This is a genomic window from Marivibrio halodurans, assembly GCF_017963645.1.
GTDB lineage: Bacteria > Pseudomonadota > Alphaproteobacteria > UBA8366 > Aestuariispiraceae > Marivibrio > Marivibrio halodurans.
Genome location: NZ_JAGMWN010000005.1, coordinates 1 through 21,406, shown reverse-complemented (window position 1 = coordinate 21,406; position 21,406 = coordinate 1). Strand labels below are relative to the sequence as shown.

The following is a 21,406-nucleotide window of genomic DNA, read 5'->3' as shown; positions in this document are numbered from 1 at the left end:
TGAGTGATGGATCGGACGGGACGCGCGCGAAGGGCTTGCGGCCCGGGGCGATGCGGCCCTACGCTTTACCGATCCGAACCGCTTGCATGAAGGTCGGCGCCCACCCTGTCGCCGGCCAGAAAGGATAGAGGCGGCCCATGCTGTCCAAGACGCTCGAAGAGACCCTGCACCGCGCTCTCGCTTATGCCAGCACGCGCAATCACGAATATGCGACGCTAGAGCATCTGCTGCTTTCGCTGACCGAGGATCAGGATTCGGTCGCCGTGATGCGCGCCTGCGGCGTCGATATGGAGAAGCTTCGAGCCGACGTTACCGAATATCTCGACAACGATCTCTCCAACCTGGTCACCGTGCTGACCGAGGACCCGAAACCGACGGCCGGTTTCCAGCGGGTCCTGCAGCGCGCCGCGATCCATGTTCAGAGTTCCGGCCGGGAGGAGGTGACGGGCGCCAACGTGCTGATCGCCATCTTCTCGGAGCGAGAGAGCCACGCGGTCTATTTCCTGCAACTCCAGGACATGACCCGCTTCGACGCGGTGAATTATATCAGCCACGGCATCGCCAAGGTCCCCGGCCATGACGCGCCGGAGAAGAAGGCGCCGTCCGGCACCGAGGAGGGCGCCAAGTCCGACGAGGTGAACAAGGACGGGCACGAGGCGCTGGACGCCTATTGCATCGACCTCAACACCAAGGCGGCCGGCGGCAAGATCGATCCGCTGATCGGCCGGGCCCAGGAGGTCGAGCGGGTGATCCAGATTCTCTGCCGGCGGACCAAGAACAATCCGCTGCTGGTCGGCGACCCCGGTGTCGGCAAGACCGCGATCGCGGAAGGGCTGGCCAAGCGGATTGTCGAGAAGGACGTGCCGAAGGTGCTGGAGGATTGCACCATCTTCGCGCTCGACATGGGCGCGCTGCTGGCCGGCACGCGCTATCGCGGTGATTTCGAAGAGCGCTTGAAGGCCGTGATGAAGGAGTTGGAGGCCACCGAGGGCGCCATTCTCTTCATCGACGAGATTCACACCGTGATCGGCGCCGGCGCCACGACCGGGGGGGCGATGGACGCCTCCAACCTGCTGAAGCCGGCCCTGGCCTCCGGCACGCTGCGCTGCATCGGCTCGACCACCTATAAGGAGTTCCGCGGTCATTTCGAGAAGGACCGCGCGCTCGCGCGGCGCTTCCAGAAGATCGACGTTAACGAGCCGAGCATCGCCGACGCGATCAAGATCCTGATCGGCCTGAAGCCCTATTACGAGGAGCATCACAAGGTCAAATACACCCAGGATGCGATCAAGACGGCGGTGGAACTGTCGGCGCGTTATATCAACGACCGGAAATTGCCGGACAAGGCGATCGACGTGATCGACGAGGTCGGTGCCTCGCAGATGCTGCTGCCGGATTCGAAGCGCAAGAAGCAGATCGGGCCGCGCGACGTCGAGGGTATCGTCGCCAAGATCGCCCGCATCCCACCGAAGCAGGTCAGCCGGGACGACCGGACCGCGCTGAAGAACCTGGAGGGTGAACTGCGGACCATGGTCTACGGCCAGGACAAGGCCATCGAGGCGTTGTCGGCCGCGATCAAGCTCAGCCGCGCCGGGCTGCGGGAGCCGGACAAGCCGATCGGCTCCTATCTCTTCTCCGGCCCGACCGGCGTCGGCAAGACGGAAGTCGCGCGGCAGCTCGCCCGCTCCATGGGGATCGAGCTCAAGCGCTTCGACATGTCTGAATATATGGAGCGTCACACCGTCAGCCGCCTGATCGGCGCGCCGCCGGGCTATGTCGGCTTCGACCAGGGCGGGCTGCTCACCGACGCGATCGACCAGACGCCGCATTGCGTGCTGCTGCTGGACGAGATCGAGAAGGCGCACCCGGATCTCTTCAACATCCTGTTGCAGGTGATGGATTACGGGAAGCTGACCGACAACAACGGCAAGACGGTCGATTTCCGCAATGTGGTGCTGATCATGACCACGAACGCGGGCGCGACGGAACTTGCCAAGCCGGCCATCGGCTTCGGCAGTTCGAAGCGCGAGGGCGACGATACCGAAGCGATCGAGAAGATGTTCACGCCGGAGTTCCGCAACCGGCTGGACGCGGTCATTCCCTTCGCCCCGCTGTCGCAGGACGTGATCGGGCGCGTCGTGGACAAGTTCGTCATCCAACTCGAAACCCAGCTCGCCGATCGCGATGTCGCGATCGAACTGACGGACGAGGCGCGCGAGTGGCTCGGCCGCAAGGGCTATGACGAGAATTATGGCGCCCGCCCGCTTGCCCGCGTGATTCAGGAACGGATCAAGCGTCCGCTGGCGGAGGAGTTGTTGTTCGGCAAGCTCTCGAACGGCGGGTCCGTCCTGGTCGATCTGGATAAGGAAGGCGATACGCTCAAATTCGCCTTCCCGGAAACCGGAACGGCGAAGAAGAGCACGGCCAAGAAGAGCAGTGCCAAGAAGGCCGCGCCGCCCGCCACCGATACCGCTGATTCCTCCGACGGTTCCGGCGACGACGAGGGCGGCACGCCCGCCGGCGGCAAGGACCCGGCGCCGGTCGAGGGACGGTAAGGCGGGGGCCGCGATGGATCACGCGCCATTCCTGGACGCGGCCTATGCCCAGGCCAGGAAGAGCTATGACGAGGGCGGGCTCCCGATCGGGTCCGTCCTCGTCGCTTCCTCCGGCACCGTGCTGGGGGAGGGGCACAATCAGCGTGTCCAGAAGGGCAGCCCCATCCTGCATGGGGAGATGGATTGCCTTCAGAATGCCGGGCGCCGGGCGAGCTATCGCGACACGGTGCTCTATACCAGTCTCAGCCCCTGCATGATGTGTTCCGGTACCATCGTGCAGTTCGGCATTCCCCATGTCGTCATCGGCGACGTGGAGAACTTCACCGGCAATGTCCCCTTCCTGGAAAGCCAGGGCGTGGTGGTGGAGGTGATCCCCCACACCCCTTCCATGGACCTGATGCGCCGTTTCATCGCGGAGAAACCGGCGCTATGGAACGAGGATATCGCGGAGGAATAGGGGTGCTTCAGAAGCGCTCCTCCCCGCGTACGCGCTGCGGGTCTGGGAAATCGCGATAGAGCGCGAAGAATACCTGCTCCACGCAGGAATTGACGCAGTGATGCAGCGCCTCGTGTTCGCCCGCGCGGGTGGAGACGACCCGGAAGGCTTCGTCCAATTGGGCGAGGCCGTCGGTTTCCACCATGAAATGGAATTCATGCAGGAAATCCGGACCGAGGCCCAGCTTGCGGCGCATCAGCCGCCAGCCGAGAATCGCGCCGTCGGCCTTCAAGCGCTCCATATAGGCCGTGAAGCGGTCCGCGAAATCGACGTCGCGCACATCGTCCTTCAATGTGAACCATCCCTGATAGATATCCATCGCGGGCTCTCTTCGCTCGATACGGCGCGGACGGAGGAAGAGTGCCCCAGCCCGGCGGAACCGGCAACAGGGTGGCCGACACCAGGACGGGCGACAACAGGGTGGGGGCGGGGATGCCGGACATTCCCCTAATCACGGACGCTCAATCGGCATCCTGCCGACGGTTTGTTCCTGCCGCTCGGTTTCTATCGCGCGGCATGGATCGGCCGGATTTCTCATGGCGGGTGATTGGCGCATTTTTGTGCGAGCCTCCTCAAGGAATCGTGGTTTGATTCCCGAAAGGGCACGGGAGGGGGACGGCCTTGCTGAATTTCCTTTTCGGGCAATCGAGACCGGCCTTGGGTGCGCGCCTCAATGCGTTGCGCGCGACGCCCGCGTCGGCCATGGGCAATTACACCTATTGCTTGGATACACCGTCCTTCAGGCAATCCACTAGCTGCTCGATTTCCGAGACCGGCGATGTCGCGGGCGCCTGTCTGTTGCGGATGACGCCAGCGCCACAAGGTGGTTCGGATTATTTTTTCCCTTACGCGGGAAATGCTTCAAGCATCGCCGTTCCCGCGAACGTGCCATCCGGGACGATCGCCATCACCACGGAAATGACCGGCTGCGCCCTGGAGGTAAGGTATCAGCATCAAAACAGTACTTATGTCTTCTATCATGACAGGAATGGTCAAGGCATGCCGGCCCTGACCGCTCAGGAAACCCGGGTGTTTCGGATGAGCGACAGCACCTATTGGAGTGTTGCCGAACAGGGAGCCAGTTGGCCCACCAGCACCCCGACCTATCAGTTCCTGTGCGTTTTCGATGGCTATTTATGGCAAGTCGGCTGCTACTGCATCGTGCGTTCCACTGGAGCTGGTTCAGGTCCAAGCGGCACGGTTGTGCGGTTGGGACAGTCGGTGATGGGAGGGCATGTGGGTTTCTTTCATCGGAAACGAAGTCTGATTTTCCCGTGATTCTGCAGTGTCACGCTGTGCCGAATTAGCCATTTGACGGTATTCTCGATCGATAAAGACCAGAAACCGGCCGTGATGGTCGGTGCGGCCTGTGGTCGTGCGTGAAGGCTATCCCGGCGGGGCCGGTTACGTGCGTGTCGGGACGCGTTTTCCTCGCTCGACCTCGGTATTCGCGAAAAGTCGGGGCTTTCGCGACGTGATGCGCTTTCTGATTTCATATGATTGACGTTTACGTAAACGTTAAATAGCGTGCCTTCGTGAAAATGACGCCATCCGAATGATACGGGATCGTGCGTCACCCGAATGATACGGAATCGTGCACGGGGAGTTAGCGGGCTGAAGCTGTGGGAGGGCGTTGCCGTGGGAAGTCGAGCGGGAAGAACGGCCGAATCCGCCGTCCGTTCGCTCCTCCCCCTTCCCGACCGCCGCCAGACCTTGCGAGGAGGACGCCGCCGATGAGCGAATTGCTGGCCGAGCGCGCGGCCTGGACCATCGCGGAACTCGCGCGGGAGTTCGGCGTGACCACGCGCGCCATCCGCTTCTACGAGGCGGAGGGCATGATCGCGCCGGAGCGTCAGGGACAGCACCGTCTCTATCACCCGCGCGACCGGGTGCGCCTCAAGCTGATCCTGCGGGGCAAGCGGTTGGGCTTCACCTTGGCCGAAATTCGCGAGATCATCGACCTCTACGACCGGGAGCCGGGCGAGGCCGGGCAGCTCGACCATTTCCTGGAGAAGATCGCGGAACGGCGCGCGGAGCTTGAACAGAAGCGGCGCGATATCGCGCTGACGCTCGACGAATTGGCGGAGGTGGAGGGCAATTGCCGCCGCCGCCTGCGGGAGCTTGGCCGCACGGATGGACGATAGACAATAAAGGCGGGCCCGGACGCGGGGCCGCGACATGGCGAGGAATAGGCGAGGAACGCATGACGATTTCCAACCAGTATCCGACGCTCAATTTCGACCTGGGCGAGACCGCCGACATGCTGCGCGACAGCGTCGCGGCGTTCGCCGCCGACGAGATCGCCCCGCGCGCGGCGGAGATCGACAGCAGCGACCAATTCCCGATGGATCTCTGGCGCAAGATGGGCGATCTCGGCCTGCTCGGCCTCACGGTCGAGGAGGAATATGGCGGAACGGGGCTCGGCTACCTCGAACATATCGTCGCGATGGAGGAGATCAGCCGCGCTTCCGCCTCGGTCGGGCTCAGCTACGGCGCGCACTCCAACCTCTGCGTCAACCAGATCCGGCGCAACGGCACGGAGGAGCAGAAGCGCAAATATCTGCCCAAACTGATTTCGGGCGAGCATATCGGCGCGCTCGCCATGTCGGAGCCGGGCGCGGGGTCCGACGTCGTCTCCATGAAGCTGAAGGCCGAGAAGAAGGGCGATCGCTACATCCTGAACGGCTCCAAGATGTGGATCACCAACGGGCCGGATGCGGATACCCTCGTCGTCTATGCCAAGACGGACCCGGAGGCCGGGGCGAAGGGCATCACCGCCTTCCTGATCGAGAAGGGGATGAAGGGCTTCTCCGTCGCGCAAAAGCTCGACAAGCTCGGCATGCGCGGCAGCCATACCGGCGAATTGGTCTTCGAGGAATGCGAGGTCCCGGCGGAGAACGTGCTGGGCGCGGTCGGGCGCGGCGTCAATGTGCTGATGAGCGGCCTCGACTATGAACGCGCGGTGCTCTCCGGCGGGCCGACCGGCATCATGCAGGCCTGCATGGATGTGGTTGTGCCCTATGTTCATGAGCGCAAGCAGTTCGGCCAGCCGATCGGCGAGTTTCAGCTGATGCAGGGAAAGCTCGCCGACATGTACACCATCATGAATGCCGCGCGGGCCTATGTTTATACCGTCGGCAAGGCTTGCGACCGGGGCGAGACGACGCGCAAGGACGCGGCCGGCGCGATCCTCTATTCGGCGGAAAAGGCGACCTGGATGGCGCTGGAGGCGATCCAGGTGCTGGGCGGCAATGGCTATATCAATGATTATCCGACGGGCCGCCTGCTGCGCGACGCCAAGCTCTATGAGATCGGGGCTGGGACGAGCGAGATCCGCCGCATGCTGATCGGCCGCGAACTGTTCCAGGAAAGCGCCTGAGCCGATCACACCGAATGGGAAAGTACGCGCGGAAACGGCCGGCGGGGCCGGCGGGAAAGGACAAGCACGGATGAGCACCGACACCCAGCACAGCGACAATGCCGGCAGCCCGGACGACGCGATCGTCATCGTCGGCGCGGCGCGCACCGCCATGGGCGGGCTTATGGGCGATCTGAAGGACGCGAGCGCGGCGGAGCTTGGCGCGGCCGCGATCCGGGCGGCGGTCGCGCGCGCCGGCCTGGCGCCCGAGGATGTCCAGGAAGTCATCATGGGCAATGTCCTGCCGGCGGGGCAGGGCCAGGCGCCCGCGCGGCAGGCGAGCCTCGGCGCGGGCCTGCCGCTCGGCGTCGGCTGCACGACGATCAATAAGATGTGCGGCTCCGGCATGAAGGCGGCGATGCTGGCGCACGATCTGATCAAGGCGGACACGAACGCGATCATGGTGGCCGGCGGCATGGAGAGCATGACCAACGCCCCCTATCTCCTGCCCAAGGCGCGGGCGGGTCTGCGCCTCGGCCATGGCGAGGTGATCGACCATATGTTCCTCGACGGGCTGGAGGATGCCTACGACAAGGGCCGGTTGATGGGCACCTTCGCGGAGGATTGCGCCGCGCACTATCAGTTCAGCCGCGAGGCGCAGGACGGATTCGCGATCGAGAGTCTGAACCGCGCCCGCAAGGCGATGGAAAGCGGTGCCTTCGCCGACGAGATCACGCCCGTCACGCTCAGGACCCGCAAGGGAGAGCAGGAAGTCGCCGAGGACGAGCAGCCCAAGAGCGCGCGGCCCGACAAGATTCCGCAGTTGAAGCCCGCCTTCCGCAAGGACGGCACGGTAACGCCGGCCAATTCCAGTTCGATCTCCGACGGGGGCGCGGCGCTGGTGCTGATGCGGATGAGCGAGGCGGAAAAGCGCGGGCTGACCCCGCTGGCCGCGATCCGCGCGCACGCGACCAACGCCCAGGAACCCAAATGGTTCACCACCGCGCCCGTCGGCGCGATGAAACGCGCGCTGGAGCGGGCCGGCTGGAAGGCGGGGGATGTCGATCTTTACGAGGTGAACGAGGCCTTCGCCGTCGTCACCATGGCGGCGATGAAGGAATTGTCGCTGCCTCACGATATCGTCAATGTGAACGGTGGGGCCTGCGCCTTGGGTCATCCGATCGGCGCGTCCGGCGCGCGGATCGTGGTGACGCTGTTGAACGCCATGAAGCGCGCCGGCGCGCGGCGGGGGATGGCCTCGCTGTGTATCGGCGGGGGCGAGGCCACGGCCCTCGCCATCGAGACCATCGGTTGAGGAGAGAGGAAGCCCATGCCCACAGTGCTCGTGACGGGCGCCAATCGCGGTATCGGCCGGGAGATCGTGACGCAGTACATGGCGGACGGTTGGGATGTCATCGCCGCCTGCCGCGATCCCGATGGGGCGGGTCTGGATTGCGAGACGCTGGCCCTGGATGTCGCCGATCCCGACGATGTGGAGGCGGCGAAACGGACGCTGGGTGACAGGCCGGTCGATCTGCTCTGGAACAATGCCGGCATTTATCCGGATAAGGGCCAGGGGCTCGATACATTGAGCTATGCGCGCTGGCTGGAGGCGATGCATGTGAACTGCCTCGCGCCCGTGCGGCTGGCGGCCGCGCTCAGCGGGAACGTGGCGGCGTCGGATCGCCGCATCATGGCCTTCACCAGCACCATGATGGCCTCCATAGGCCGCGACCCCAGCGGCGCCTATGCCTACCGGTCCTCCAAGGCCGCGCTCAACATGGCGGTCACTTGCCTCAAGCATGATGTCCGGCCGCTCGGCATCGCCTGCTGCCTGATCCATCCGGGCTGGGTGCGCACCGACATGGGGGGCGAGGCGGCCGCCATCGACGTCGCCACCAGCGTTACCGGCATGAAACGCGTGCTCGACGGCTTCACCATGGAGCACACGGGCCGATTCCTGAGTTACGACGGGTCGGAATTTCCCTGGTGATCCGTCCCGTCCATAGTGCGTTGAGGAGAGGATGCGCGCGCGATGATCCTGAGCGAAGAGCAAACCATGATCCGCGATATGGCGCGGGATTTCGCGGCGCGCGAACTCGCCCCCCATGCGGCCGGCTGGGACCGGGAAAGCCGCTTTCCGAAGGAAGCGTTGGCGGCGATGGGCCCTCTTGGCCTGATGGGCATGCTGGTGCCGCCGGAATGGGACGGCGCGGGGGCCGACTATGTTTCCACCGCGCTGGCGCTGGAGGAAATCGCGGCCGGCGACGGCAGCACCTCCACCATAATGGCCGTCCACAACTCCGTCGCCTGCATGCCGGTCCTGACCTTCGGCACGGACGAGCAGAAGGAGCGGTTCCTGCGCCCCTTGGCGAAGGGGGAGATGCTAGGCTGCTTCTGCCTGACGGAGCCGCATGCGGGCTCAGACGCCTCCGCCATCCGTACGCGCGCCGTGCGCGAGGGCAATAAATGGCGCCTCGACGGCACGAAGCAGTTCATCACCTCCGGCTCCAACGCGGATGTCGCGATCGTCTTCGCCGTTACCGACCCGGAGGCCGGGAAGAAGGGCATCAGCGCCTTCGTCGTGCCGACCGGCAGCAAGGGCTATCACGTCGCGAGCGTCGAGAGGAAGCTCGGCCAGAAAGCCTCCGATACCTGCCAGATCGTGTTCGAGGATCTGGAGCTGACGCCCGATCTGCTGTTGGGCGAGGAAGGGCAGGGCTATCGCATCGCGCTCGCCAATCTGGAGGGCGGGCGCATCGGCATCGCCGCCCAGGCGATCGGCATGGCGCGTGCGGCGCTCGACTGCGCGCTCGACTATGCCCGGGAACGGACCAGCATGGGCCGGCCGATCGCCGAGCATCAGGCCGTCGGCTTCCGGCTGGCGGAGATGGCGACGAAAGTGGAGGTCGCGCGCCAGATGGTCCTGCATGCCGCGAGCCTGCGCGACGCGGGCGAACCCTGCCTGCGGGAAGCGTCGATGGCGAAGCTCTATGCCTCCGAGATGGCGGAGGAGGTGGTCTCCGACGCGATCCAGACGCTGGGCGGTTACGGCTATGTGAACGACTATCCGGTCGAGCGGATCTATCGCGATGTCCGCGTCTGCAAGATTTATGAGGGGACGAGTGATATCCAAAAGCTCGTGATCGCCCGCCAGATGCTGGCGGGGTGACGGGGATGGTATCGCTCGCGAACAGGAATATCGTGGTCACGGGGCTGGAAGAATTCGTCGGCCGGCCCGTGGCCGAAACCCTGGCGGCGGAGGGCGCGCGGGTCCTGGCGAGCGATCCCGGCTTCGCCGATCCGGAAAAGCGCGCGGCCTTCGAGGCGGAGAATCCGAGCTTCCTCGCCGCCGCCTCGACCGAGCCGGACGTGCTCGCCGCCGAGGCATTGGAGCGGTTCGAGGGCCGCGTCGACGTGCTGGTCAGCAATGACGGTTTCCCCGCCATCCGCGCGCCGGTCGCCGAGGCCGAGGCGGGCGACATGCGCGACGGGCTGGAGGCGTTGGTGGTTCGCCCCTTCGCGCTGGCCGGGAAACTCGTGCCGGCGATGCGGGCGGCGGGGGGCGGGCGTCTGCTGTTCGTCACGTCGGCGGCGCCGCTGGTCGGCCTGCCGAATTACGGCATGTACGCGACCGCGCGCGGTGCCCAGAACGCGATGGTCAAGAGCCTCGCCCGTGAGCTTGCGCGCGACAACATCCTGGTCAACGCGATCGCGCCGAACTTCGTGGAGAGCCCGACCTATTTCCCGGAGGAATTGCTGGCCGACGAGGCGGCGCGCGCGAAGATCCTGAAGAACATACCGCTCGGCCGATTAGGCGCGCCGCGGGAGGTCGCGGAGCTCGTCGCCTTCTTCGCCTCCGACAAATGCGGTTTCGTCAGCGGCCATGTCCTGCCGGTCGCCGGAGGGTGGGCGTGAAGCGCCCGACCGTCGCGCCGCGATTTCCCGGAGTGTCCCGATGACCGGTCCCATCGCCTTCTATTATGAATTCTCAAGCCCGTACGCCTATCTCGCCTCCGAACGGATCGAAGCGATCGCGGCGCGGCACGGCCGTGCGGTCGACTGGCGGCCGTTCCTGCTCGGCATCGTCTTCAAGCGGACGGGGGCCGGGCCGCTCACCACAATTCCGTTGAAGTCGGATTATTCACGGCGCGATATCGAGCGCACGGCGCGGCTTATGGATATTCCCTTCGTATGGCCCGGGCGTTTTCCGTTCCTGTCGGTCAATGCGGCGCGCCTGGCCTATTGGGTGGGGGCGGAGAAACGTCCGGCATTGAGCCATGCCCTCTTTCGCGCATCCTTCGCCGAGGGTAGGACCCTGCATGAGGCGAGGGTGACGCTGGATGTCGCGGAGGAATTCGGGCTCGATCGCGCGGCGGCGGAGGCGGCGCTGCGCGACCCGGAGGTGAAGCGGCGCCTTGCCGATGAGACGGAGGCCGCGATCGCGGCCGGTGTCTGCGGCGCGCCCTATATGATCGTGGACGGCGAACCCTTCTGGGGTGCCGACCGACTGGAGATGCTGGAGCGATGGTTGGAGACGGGCGGATGGTAGAGCGCGCGCCGACGGAGAAGCCGGGCGTCAGCTTCGTCGTGCCCGTCTATAACAAGGCGCCGTGGCTGGAGGATGTGCTGTCCCGCATCGCGGCCCAACGGGGCGATTTCGCGCGGCAGTATGTCTTCGTCGATGACGGCTCCACCGACGAGTCGCTGACGATTCTGCGCGACGTGACACGTGATTGGCCGGATACGGTGGTCGAGACGCAGGCGAATGCGGGCTCCGCCGTCGCGACGAATGTCGGCATCGCGCTGGCGGACCGGGCCTATGTGAAGTTCGTGGACGCCGACGATCTGCTGCACGCCGATGCGACGCGGATACTCATGGCGGCGTTGGAGGCGGATGGCGCGGCCTGCCTCGCCTTTGGCCGGGCGGAGCGGTTCACGGACCGGGCGGCCCTCGACCTCGACGGGGCGCTGTCGCCGCCGCCCGCGCGGCGGGTGGACCGGGCCCTGCGGCGCGCGATGGCCAATTCCCTCTTCAACCCGACCCAGTTCATGGCGCGGCGCGCGGCGTTGGTCGCGGTCGGCGGGTGCGACGAACGGATCGTCTTCAGCCAGGAATACGCCCTGACCATGCGGCTCGCGCGGCGGTGGCCGCTGCTCCGGCTGGATGCGCCGGTCGCCTATCTGCCGGATGCGGTGGCCGGGCGGCTCAGCAACAACGAGGGGCGTCAGCTTCAGCGCGTGACCCATTCGCTTGCCTATTTCCTGCGGGATTATCCGGATACGCCCTGGCGGCTGAAGCAATATGCGGCGAAGCGCATGGCCTATCGGGCGTGGAAGTATCTGCACCGCACGGAGCGGCCCTTCTGGTTGTTCCACCCGGTGTTCTGGCGTCAGGCACGCGCTTGGCTGCCGATCCTGGGCGACCATGCCGATTTCATCGCGCGATGCGGCCGCGTCTTCGAGACCGCCGACGACCGCGTCGCGGGCCATCGGGTGGGCTAGGCGCGATGTGCGGAATCGCCGGCTTCATCGACCGGAAGAGAGGGCGTCCGCGCGATCGCCTGATCGCCGAGGTAACCGGCATGGCCGATGCGTTGACCCATCGCGGCCCGGACGACGCGGGGCAGTGGGTGGCGCCGGAACTTGGCCTTGCCCTCGGATTCCGACGGTTGGCGATCCAGGATTTGAGCCCCGAGGGCGCGCAGCCCATGACCGGCGCGGGCGGGCGCTATACCATCGTCTTCAATGGCGAGATCTATAATTTCCAGGACCTCCGCCGCCAGTTGGAGGGGGAGGGCGTCGGTGGCTGGCATGGCCGCTCGGATACGGAGGTGCTGCTGGCCGCGGTCGCGCGGTGGGGCCTCGACGCGGCGCTTGCCCGGTTCGACGGGATGTTCGCCTTCGCGCTTTGGGATGCGGAGACACGGACGCTGACCCTCGCCCGCGACGCGATGGGGGAGAAGCCGCTTTATTTCGGTTGGCACGGCGATCTTTTCCTTTTCGGAAGTGAGTTGAAGGCAGTCGCGGCCCATCCGGATTTCCGGGGCGCCATCGCGCCGGAGGCGGTCGCGGGTTTCATGCGATACGGCTATGTGCCCGCGCCGCGGTCGATTTTCGCCGGGATCGAGAAGCTGCCACCGGGCGGCACGGTGACCCTGTCCCTTGATGGCGATGATCGCGGCGGCGAGGCGTCGGCCACGCGCGGGGCCTTCTGGGACCCGATCGCGGAGGCGGAAGGCGCCCCCCCGTTCGAGGGCGGCGCGGGCGCGGCCGTCGACCGGCTGGAACATCTGATGAAGCGGTCCATCGGCCGGCGCATGGTGGCGGACGTACCGCTCGGCGCGTTCCTGTCGGGCGGGATCGATAGTTCCGCCGTCACCGCCCTTATGCAGGAATTATCCGACCGGCCGGTGCGCAGCTTCTCCATAGGCTTCACCGACAAGCGCTATGACGAGGCCCCCTTCGCCCGCGAGGTCGCCCGCCATCTCGGGACGGAGCATACGGAGCTTTATGTCGATCCGGCGCGTACGGTCGAACTGGTGCCGCAATTGCCGCGCGTTTATGACGAGCCCTTCGCGGATATCAGCGCGCTGCCGACCATGATGCTGGCGATGCTGACCCGCGCCCATGTGACGACGGCGTTGAGCGGCGATGGTGGTGACGAGTTGTTTTGCGGCTATCCACGCTATTGGGAGACGGTGGCGCAGTGGCGGCGCGATAGCCCGATATCCGCCAATATGCTGAAGCTGGTGCCCTTCGGGCCGCTCAACCTGATCTCCAGCGGGGTGGGCAAGCCCGGCCGCTTCGGCGACAAACTCTGGCGCCGGTTGAGCGAACGCTCGGCCCCTTCGCTGGAGCGGCTCTATGAATTGAAGATGAGCCGCTGGCGCATCTGGGATCGCCCGGCGGCGCTGCCGACCGATGGCTATTTCGCGCCGGGCGCGCGGCGGGCGGCGCTGGATGATGACCTGCAGCGGTTGATGCTGGCCGACGCCGTGACCTATCTGCCCGACCAGTTGCTGGTGAAGATCGACCGCGCCAGCATGGCGGCCTCGCTGGAGGCGCGCGCGCCGCTTCTGGACCGGGATATCGTGCGTTTCGCCTGGAGCCTGGGCAGTGAGCATAAATGGAAGGACGGCACGGGCAAATGGGTGCTGCGCCAGGTGCTCGACCGCCGTGTGCCCAAGCAACTGATCGACCGTCCGAAGCGCGGGTTCGAGCCGCCGATGGCCGACTGGCTGCGCGGTCCCTTGCGCGACTGGGCGCAAAGCCTGATCGCCAGCGACAGTCTCGCGGCGGACGGCCTGATCGATCCCGAGCCCGTGCGCGCCGTCTGGGAGGAACATCTGAAACGGCAACGCAACTGGCATAATGAACTTTGGACCGTGCTGATGCTGCAGAGTTGGCGCCAGCATTGGGGGGTTTAGTTAGCAGGCCCCACGCGAGCCTCCGAGAGAAGGACATGAGCGACCATGACCCGGCTTAAGTCCCAGTACGATCCCCGCACGCCCGAGGCGGAGGCGAACCGCGCGGCGATGACCGCCCTCGTCGACGACCTCGCGGAGAAAGTACGTGCGGCGAAGCAGGGCGGGGGGGAACGCGCCCGCCAGCGCCATGTCGATCGTGGCAAGCTGCTGCCGCGCGATCGCATTCGCGCTCTGCTCGATCCGGGCTCGCCTTTCCTGGAGTTGAGCCAACTGGCCGCGTACGGCGTCTATGCGGACGACGTGCCGGCGGCGGGCATCATCACCGGCGTCGGGCGGGTCAGTGGGCGCGAATGCGTGATCGTCGTCAATGACGCGACGGTGAAGGGCGGCACCTATTATCCGCTGACTGTGAAGAAGCATCTGCGCGCGCAGGAAGTGGCGGAGCGGAACAATCTGCCCTGCCTCTATCTGGTGGATAGCGGGGGCGCCAACCTGCCGAACCAGGACGAGGTCTTTCCCGACCGCGATCATTTCGGCCGCATCTTCTTCAATCAGGCCAACATGTCGGCCAAGGGCATTCCGCAGATCGCGATCGTCATGGGGTCCTGCACCGCGGGCGGCGCCTATGTCCCCGCCATGTCGGACGAAAGCATCATCGTGAAGGAGCAGGGCACCATCTTCCTCGGCGGTCCGCCGCTGGTGAAGGCGGCGACGGGGGAGGAGGTCTCGGCCGAGGATCTGGGCGGCGCGGACGTGCATAGCCGGGTCTCCGGCGTCACCGACCATTATGCCCAGGACGACCATCATGCGATTTCCATCGCCCGTCGGATCGTCGGTAACCTGAACCGCACGAAGACTCCGTCCGTCACGGTGACGGAACCGAAGGAACCGGCCTTCGACCCGGATGAGCTATACGGCATCGTGCCGAGCGACCTCAAGAAACCCTATGACGTGCGCGAGGTGATCGCGCGCATTGTCGACGGATCGGAATTCGACGAGTTCAAGCAACTCTACGGCACCACGCTCGTCTGTGGGTTCGCGCGGCTGTGGGGCTATCCGGTGGGGATCGTCGCGAACAACGGTATCCTCTTCTCCGAATCGGCGTTGAAGGGCGCGCATTTCGTGGAACTCTGTTCCCAGCGTGGCATACCGCTCGTCTTCCTGCAGAACATCACCGGCTTCATGGTGGGCTCGAAATACGAGCAGGGGGGCATCGCCAAGGACGGGGCGAAGCTCGTTACCGCCGTCGCGACCACGGCCGTGCCGAAATTCACCGTCATCCTGGGCGGCAGCTTCGGGGCCGGGAACTACGGCATGTGCGGGCGGGCCTATGACCCGCGCTTCCTGTGGCTGTGGCCGAACGCGCGCATCTCCGTCATGGGCGGGGAACAGGCGGCCAATGTGCTGGCCACCGTGCGCGAGGACGGCATGAAGGCCAAGGGCGAGGAATGGAGCGACGCCGACAAGCAGTCTTTCATGAACCCGATCCGCCAGCAGTATGAGGAGCAGGGGCACCCCTATTACGCGACCGCGCGTCTGTGGGACGACGGGGTGATCGACCCGAAGGATACGCGCATGGTGCTCGGCCTCGGTCTGTCCGCGGCGATGAACCGCCCGATAGAGCCGACGCGCTTCGGGCTCTTCAGGATGTAATGGGGCAATGCCGCCGAACCGGAAGGAGGGTCACGCGTGACCGAGACCGAAAGCCGGAAATTCACCGTCCTGCGCGACGGACCCGTCGCGCGCGTTCGTCTGACCAACCCGGACAAGCACAACGCTTTCGACGACGGGTTGATTCGGGGCCTGACGGATGCCTTCGCCGCCCTCGGCGCCGAGGGCGATATCCGCGTCGTGGTGCTGGAGAGCGAGGGCAGGAGCTTTTCCGCCGGCGCGGACCTCAACTGGATGAAGCGCATGGCGGGCTATGACGCGGCCGAGAACAAGGCGGACGCCATGGCGCTCGCCGGATTGCTCGATGTCATGAATTCCCTGCCCAAGCCCTTGATCGGACTGGTTCAGGGGGCGGCCTTCGGGGGCGGGGTCGGGCTCGTCTCCTGCTGCGATATCGCGATCGGCACGGACCGCGCGAGCTTCGCGCTCTCGGAGGTGAAGCTCGGCCTTATTCCGGCGGCGATCAGCCCCTATGTGGTGAAGGCAATGGGGCAGCGGGCCGCGCGCCGCTATTTCCTGACGGGGGAGCGGTTTTCCGCCGGGGAGGCGCATCGCCTCGGCCTGCTGCATGAGGTCGTGGCGGACGAGGCGGCGCTGGTCGAGGCCGGGCAGGTCGCAATCGACGCGGCGCTCACCGCCGGACCCATGGCGTCGGCGGAGGCGAAGGACCTGATCTTTGCCGTCGACCGGCCATTGAGCGCATCGGTGATCGAGGACACGGCCGAGCGGATCGCGCGCGTGCGCGCCTCCGACGAGGGCAAGGAGGGGGTGAATGCGTTCCTGGAGAAGAGGAAACCGGCATGGCTGAACTGAGCTGGGAGACGATCCGCGAATATTACCCGAACGGGGCGGAGGGCTCGGACCGCACCTTCCTCGATCGTGCGGTCTTCACGCACGGCCTGCCGAAGCTGTTCTACGGCAGTTTGCGGGACGCGCGCGTGTTCGAACTGGTGACGGGTCGTCCGCTCGCCGAACGGCGGGTGGAGCGTGTCACCGTGCCCGACCACAAGCTGGGCCGGATCATGACCCATGCGGGCTATCCCGGCATCTTTCCGGAACCGGGCGGGGCGGTCGAATGCCTGTTGGTTCATGATCTGGGCGTGGAGGAGCATGCCTGCATCGCCTGGTATGAATGGGACGAATATAGGCTGGAGCATTTCCCGCTGGCCGACGGGCGGGTGGCGGAGGCCTTCGTGCCGGATGTGGAGCGTATCCGCGCCGTCTTCGGCATGGTCGATTTCGAACCCTGGTCGTTCGAGAACTGGCGAGCCTCGCACTATGACCATGCGTTGACGGATCTTCGGGCCTGGATGTCGCTTATGCCGGACCTGGCGGATGACGATCCGCGCCTCGTGGCCGGGGCCGGTAATGAGGAGCATGCGGCGAAACGGGAGGTGCGTCGTGTTCGATAGAATCCTGATCGCCAATCGGGGCGAGATCGCCTGCCGCGTCATCCGCACGGCGAAGCGTTTGGGGATCGGCACGGTCGCCGTCTTCTCCGACGCGGATGCGCAGGCACCGCATGTCCGCATGGCGAACGAGGCCGTGCGCCTCGGCCCCGCCCCGGCGCGGGAGAGTTATCTGCTGATCGACCGGCTGGTGGAGGCATGCCGGCGAACCGGCGTCCAGGCCGTTCATCCCGGCTATGGTTTCCTGTCGGAGAATGCGCATTTCGCCGATGCGCTGGAGGCGGCGGGGATCGCCTTCATCGGCCCGCCGGCGGACGCGATCCGGGCCATGGGATCGAAATCACAGGCGAAGGCGCTGATGGCGGAGGCGGGCGTGCCCCTCGTCCCCGGCTATCACGGCCAGGAACAGGACCCGGATTTCCTCGCCGCCGAGGCGGAGAAGATCGGCTATCCCCTTCTCATCAAGGCATCGGCCGGCGGCGGCGGCAAGGGCATGCGGCGTGTCGACGGATCGGCGGAATTCGCCGACGCGCTCGCCGGGTGCAAACGCGAGGCGGCGGCGAGCTTCGGCGACGAGCATGTGCTGATCGAGCGCTTCGTCACCCGCCCGCGTCATATCGAGATGCAGGTCTTCGCCGACGCGCACGGCAATGCGGTGCATCTTTTCGAACGCGATTGCTCCGTCCAGCGGCGCCATCAGAAGGTGATCGAGGAGGCGCCGGCGCCCTTCATGCCCGACAGCCTTCGCGCCGCGATGGGCAAGGCCGCGACGGATGCCGCCCGCGCCATCGGCTATCGCGGCGCCGGCACGGTGGAATTCATCGCCGAGACGGCGGAGGACGGCGCGCCCGCCGACTTCTTCTTCATGGAGATGAACACCCGCCTGCAGGTGGAACATCCGGTGACGGAGGCCATCACCGGCCAGGATCTCGTGGAATGGCAATTGCGCGTGGCCGCCGGGGACCCGCTGCCGCTTCGCCAGGAGGCGATATCCGTCACCGGCCACGCGGTCGAGGCGAGGCTCTATGCCGAGGACGCGGATGGCGGCTTCCTGCCCGCGACCGGCCGCCTCGACCGGTTGCGCTTCCCGGAAGGGCGGCCCGGCCTGCGCATCGACAGCGGCGTCGTCGAGGGGGATTCGGTGACGGTTCACTACGATCCGATGATCGCCAAGCTGATCGCCCACGGCGCGGACCGGGACCGGGCGCTGGCCCGTCTGGCCGACGCGTTGGAGGCGACGGAGGTCTCGGGCCTCGTCACCAACCGGGAATTCCTGTCGCGTCTCGTCCGGCATCCGGCCTTCGCGGCCGCGCGCCTCGATACCGGTTTCATCGAGAAACATGCGGACGACCTCATTCACCCGGCCGGGGCGGCGGTGCCGGAGGTCGCGCTGGCGCTCGCCGCGCTCGGCGAGATCGTGGGACGGGCGGAGGCTTCGGGCCGCGCGGCGGCGGCGGGCGGCGACCCCTGGTCGCCCTGGGCGCTTTCGACCGGGTGGCGGCTCAACGATACGAGCTTCAACGATCTCCATTACGACACCGGCGCGGGCGAGGTGCGGGTGCGGTGCCGCTACCGGGCGGACGGGTCCTATTCGCTGGACCTCCCCGGCGGGACGATGGAGGCACGCGCGGAACGCCGGCCCGACGGGCGCCTCGCGGTCGAGTTGGATGGCATCAAGCGCACCGTCTTCGTCGCCGTGGGGATGGAGAGCGTCACCGTTGTCGACGGCGCGGAAACCCATCGCATTCATCGGATCGATCGGCTCGCCGCCGCAGGGATCGACGAGACCGACGACGGCAAGCTGGTCGCCCCCATGCCCGGCAAGGTGACGGCCGTTCATGTCGCGGCGGGGGAGGCCGTTTCGGCCGGCGCCGCCCTGATGGTGCTGGAGGCGATGAAGATGGAGCATACGATTCGCGCGCCAAAGGACGGCACCATCGCGGCGGTCCGCTTCGCCGTTGGGGAGTCGGTGGCGGATGGTGAGGCGCTGATAACCTTCGAGGACGGCTGACGCCCCGAAGAGGAGCAGGACCATGGCGGATGAGGATCGCGTACGCTTGGTGGAGGTGGGGCCGCGCGATGGCTTGCAGAACGAAAAGGTGGAGGTTTCCACCGAAACGAAGATCGCGTTGATCGACCGGCTGGCCGCGGCCGGTTTCGCGGCGGTCGAGGCGGGAAGCTTCGTCTCCCCCAAATGGGTGCCCCAGATGGCGGATTCGGCCGATGTCTATCGTGGCATCGACCGGGTGCCCGGCGTCGCCTATCCCGTGTTGACACCGAACCTGAAGGGGTTCGAGGCCGCGATGGCCGTCGGCGCGGAGGAGGTCGCGATCTTCGGCGCCGCCTCGGAGAGTTTCTCCCGGCGCAACATCAATTGCTCGATCGCCGAGTCGCTCGACCGATTTCGACCGGTTTGCGAAGCCGCCGCGGATCGGGGCGTACGCGTACGTGGCTATATCTCCTGCGTTCTCGGCTGCCCCTATGAGGGGCGGATCGACCCCGCCGCGGTCGCGGAGGTGGCCGCCGCCCTGCGCGCGATGGGCTGCTATGAGATATCCCTCGGCGATACGATCGGGACCGGCACCCCGCGTGAGACGGCGTCGATGCTGGATGCCGTCGCCGCCGTCGTGCCGGTCGCGGCGCTCGCCGGGCATTTCCATGATACGTACGGTCAGGCGCTGGCCAATATCTGGGCGGCGTACGATCATGGGGTACGCACCTTCGATTGTTCGGTCGCGGGCCTGGGGGGCTGTCCCTATGCCAAGGGGGCGAGCGGCAATGTCGCCAGCGAGGATGTCGTCTATAGCCTGGGTCGCTCCGGAATCGATACCGGCGTCGATCTCGACCGATTGATGGTTGCTTCCCGTTTCATTTCCGACCGCTTGGAACGGGAACCGGCCTCCCGCGTCGCTCGGGCACTCGCCTCGCGGGCTTTATGAGGGTACCGCCCGGTTGAGGCGGTTGCGCCCGGACGAGGGCCGGGTTAGGACGGATGTCGGGGCGGTCGCTGGGACGATCGCGGGCAGGAGGGCGTCGCGCCGGGCCGTCACGGCTCGCACGCGGTGATTCGGCATGGCATATGATCTCGGCAAGCTGGGTTTTCTGGTGGTCGAGGATAACGTCCCCATGCGTCATCTCGTCCGACAGATGTTGCAGGCTTTTGGCGTCAAGCGAATCGCCGATGCGAGCGAGGGGCATGGCGCTTTCCGGGTGCTGGAAAGCGCCGATTTCGACATCGCCTTGGTCGATTACCTGATGGCACCTATGGATGGCGTCACCTTCACCCGCCTATTGCGAACCGAGCGGACGAGCCCGAACCCCTATTTGCCGGTGATCATGATGACGGGTTATACGGAGCGGGAACGCGTTATCGAGGCGCGCGACGCGGGCGTGACGGAACTGATCTCGAAACCCCTGTCCGCGCGGGGGCTCTATCATCACATAACCGCGGTGATCGAGTATCCGAGACCCTATGTTCGCGCACCGGGCTTCTTCGGACCGGATCGGCGGCGACGCCAGATGTCCTTCGCCGGTCCGGAACGTCGGCGCGGGACCCCGATAAAAGGAGCGCGCTATCCGGGACGACCCGATTATCTGGATGTTTGAAAACGCGCGGGCGGCGCGCGGCAACTTACAACTTAACGGACATGGCATGGTGCTTCATTTACGCAAACTCTGCGTCGGCGTGGATCGGCTGGAGGATCTGAAGGCGTGGCAAAAGCGCCGCCTCGCCGTTCCCGGCGCTCATCTGTGGCACGCAACTCGGAACTGGCCGCGCCGTCAGCAGGAAATTCTGGATGGTGGCGGATCGCTCTATTGGATCATCCGGGGCCAGATGGCCGCGCGTCAACGTGTGCTCGGCTTCGAGGCCGCTCCGCGGGAGAACCCCGAGGACCCGGACGAGAAACCCCTTTGCCGAATCCTGCTCGACGCGGATCTCGTGCCGACGGAACCCTGGCCGCATCGGCCGTTCCAGGGATGGCGATACCTGACGCCGGGTGAGGCGCCGCCCGATATCGTCTCCCATGGGGCCGAAGGGGGCTTGCCGCCCGATCTCACGGCGGAGCTCAAGGCTCGGGGCCTCTGGTGAGGCGGCGTGGACCGGGGGTCGGATAGGCCGGCATGCCAGCGCTTGGAAAAAATTCTCGACCGCTTCGAAATTTATCCTTGCCTCGCCCGGCGGTGACCCTTATATCCCCGATCCACGGACGGCGGGGCGCCGAAACGAAGCGTTCGGAACCGCCCACCGTCACGGTCGCTGGTATCGACTGATACTTGAAGCGGCTCACTCATGAGAGTAGGATCAACTCTTGCGCCGGTTCCGAATCGGTTCGGCGTAGGGGCTTTTCGGTCCCGGTTTCATGGGTGCGGGAGAATTCCGGTCGGCATCCTCGGGTGTCTTGGGGTTATCTCGCTTTATCGGACATTGTTAAGAATTCGGAAGGGATATGCGGGCGGCGATGCTGTTCGGTATTTCGGGGCTGGTT

General features: G+C 65.9%; 20 protein-coding genes. 19 read left to right on the top strand and 1 reads right to left on the bottom strand.

Annotation, left to right across the window (positions count from 1 at the left end):
• Positions 1 to 137: 137 nt before the first annotated feature.
• Positions 138 to 2,555 (top strand): ATP-dependent Clp protease ATP-binding subunit ClpA, encoded by a 2,418-nt coding sequence (gene clpA / locus KAJ83_RS11355; protein ID WP_210682202.1) that lies wholly within the window; start codon positions 138 to 140, stop codon positions 2,553 to 2,555.
• A 13-nt stretch (positions 2,556 to 2,568) separates the two neighbouring features.
• Positions 2,569 to 3,012: a nucleoside deaminase gene (locus KAJ83_RS11350; RefSeq protein WP_210682201.1), complete on the top strand. Its 444-nt coding sequence runs from the start codon at positions 2,569 to 2,571 to the stop codon at positions 3,010 to 3,012.
• Positions 3,013 to 3,019: 7 nt separating this feature from the next.
• Here the strand turns inward: KAJ83_RS11350 and KAJ83_RS11345 are convergent, their stop codons facing one another.
• On the bottom strand, positions 3,020 to 3,370 hold the full coding sequence (locus tag KAJ83_RS11345) for a DUF6614 family protein (RefSeq protein WP_210682200.1): 351 nt from the start codon (positions 3,368 to 3,370) through the stop codon (positions 3,020 to 3,022).
• 302 nt (positions 3,371 to 3,672) lie between these two features.
• Here KAJ83_RS11345 and KAJ83_RS11340 point away from each other — a divergent pair, with 302 nt between their 5' ends.
• From KAJ83_RS11340 to KAJ83_RS11260, 17 genes are all read left to right on the top strand, one after another.
• A complete protein-coding gene (locus tag KAJ83_RS11340; protein ID WP_210682199.1) occupies positions 3,673 to 4,329 on the top strand; it encodes a hypothetical protein in 657 nt (218 codons plus the stop codon).
• Positions 4,330 to 4,784: 455 nt separating this feature from the next.
• Positions 4,785 to 5,195 (top strand): MerR family transcriptional regulator, encoded by a 411-nt coding sequence (locus tag KAJ83_RS11335; RefSeq protein WP_210682198.1) that lies wholly within the window; start codon positions 4,785 to 4,787, stop codon positions 5,193 to 5,195.
• A 59-nt stretch (positions 5,196 to 5,254) separates the two neighbouring features.
• On the top strand, positions 5,255 to 6,430 hold the full coding sequence (locus tag KAJ83_RS11330) for an isovaleryl-CoA dehydrogenase (RefSeq protein ID WP_210682197.1): 1,176 nt from the start codon (positions 5,255 to 5,257) through the stop codon (positions 6,428 to 6,430).
• Between the two features lie 70 nt (positions 6,431 to 6,500).
• Positions 6,501 to 7,724 (top strand): acetyl-CoA C-acyltransferase, encoded by a 1,224-nt coding sequence (locus KAJ83_RS11325; RefSeq protein WP_210682196.1) that lies wholly within the window; start codon positions 6,501 to 6,503, stop codon positions 7,722 to 7,724.
• A gap of 15 nt (positions 7,725 to 7,739) precedes the next feature.
• Positions 7,740 to 8,402, top strand: a complete 663-nt coding sequence (locus tag KAJ83_RS11320) for an SDR family oxidoreductase (RefSeq protein ID WP_210682195.1) — start codon at positions 7,740 to 7,742, stop codon at positions 8,400 to 8,402.
• A 42-nt stretch (positions 8,403 to 8,444) separates the two neighbouring features.
• Positions 8,445 to 9,581, top strand: a complete 1,137-nt coding sequence (locus KAJ83_RS11315; protein WP_210682194.1) for an acyl-CoA dehydrogenase family protein — start codon at positions 8,445 to 8,447, stop codon at positions 9,579 to 9,581.
• Between the two features lie 5 nt (positions 9,582 to 9,586).
• The gene (locus KAJ83_RS11310) at positions 9,587 to 10,327 is read left to right on the top strand and encodes an SDR family oxidoreductase (RefSeq protein WP_210682193.1); all 741 of its coding nucleotides are present in this window, start codon (positions 9,587 to 9,589) and stop codon (positions 10,325 to 10,327) included.
• A gap of 40 nt (positions 10,328 to 10,367) precedes the next feature.
• Positions 10,368 to 10,961, top strand: coding sequence for a 2-hydroxychromene-2-carboxylate isomerase (locus KAJ83_RS11305; protein ID WP_210682192.1), 594 nt, complete (start codon positions 10,368 to 10,370; stop codon positions 10,959 to 10,961).
• The gene (locus KAJ83_RS11300) at positions 10,955 to 11,914 is read left to right on the top strand and encodes a glycosyltransferase family 2 protein (RefSeq protein WP_210682191.1); all 960 of its coding nucleotides are present in this window, start codon (positions 10,955 to 10,957) and stop codon (positions 11,912 to 11,914) included. The genes KAJ83_RS11305 and KAJ83_RS11300 overlap by 7 nt, the downstream gene beginning before the upstream one ends.
• 5 nt (positions 11,915 to 11,919) lie before the next feature.
• Positions 11,920 to 13,839, top strand: a complete 1,920-nt coding sequence (gene asnB, locus KAJ83_RS11295) for an asparagine synthase (glutamine-hydrolyzing) (protein ID WP_210682190.1) — start codon at positions 11,920 to 11,922, stop codon at positions 13,837 to 13,839.
• A gap of 45 nt (positions 13,840 to 13,884) precedes the next feature.
• Positions 13,885 to 15,492, top strand: a complete 1,608-nt coding sequence (locus KAJ83_RS11290; RefSeq protein WP_210682189.1) for a carboxyl transferase domain-containing protein — start codon at positions 13,885 to 13,887, stop codon at positions 15,490 to 15,492.
• A 36-nt stretch (positions 15,493 to 15,528) separates the two neighbouring features.
• Positions 15,529 to 16,323, top strand: coding sequence for an enoyl-CoA hydratase/isomerase family protein (locus KAJ83_RS11285; protein WP_343221991.1), 795 nt, complete (start codon positions 15,529 to 15,531; stop codon positions 16,321 to 16,323).
• Positions 16,311 to 16,922 carry a gamma-glutamylcyclotransferase family protein gene (locus tag KAJ83_RS11280; protein ID WP_210682188.1) on the top strand — a complete coding sequence of 204 codons (612 nt, stop codon included), beginning with the start codon at positions 16,311 to 16,313 and terminating at the stop codon, positions 16,920 to 16,922. Before KAJ83_RS11285 ends, KAJ83_RS11280 begins: the two co-directional genes overlap by 13 nt.
• Positions 16,912 to 18,930: an ATP-binding protein gene (locus KAJ83_RS11275; protein WP_343221990.1), complete on the top strand. Its 2,019-nt coding sequence runs from the start codon at positions 16,912 to 16,914 to the stop codon at positions 18,928 to 18,930. The genes KAJ83_RS11280 and KAJ83_RS11275 overlap by 11 nt, the downstream gene beginning before the upstream one ends.
• 22 nt (positions 18,931 to 18,952) lie before the next feature.
• Positions 18,953 to 19,858, top strand: coding sequence for a hydroxymethylglutaryl-CoA lyase (locus KAJ83_RS11270; RefSeq protein WP_210682186.1), 906 nt, complete (start codon positions 18,953 to 18,955; stop codon positions 19,856 to 19,858).
• 133 nt (positions 19,859 to 19,991) lie between these two features.
• A complete protein-coding gene (locus KAJ83_RS11265) occupies positions 19,992 to 20,525 on the top strand; it encodes a response regulator (RefSeq protein WP_210682185.1) in 534 nt (177 codons plus the stop codon).
• 46 nt (positions 20,526 to 20,571) lie between these two features.
• Positions 20,572 to 21,009, top strand: coding sequence for a DUF1489 family protein (locus tag KAJ83_RS11260; protein WP_210682184.1), 438 nt, complete (start codon positions 20,572 to 20,574; stop codon positions 21,007 to 21,009).
• Positions 21,010 to 21,406 lie beyond the last annotated feature (397 nt).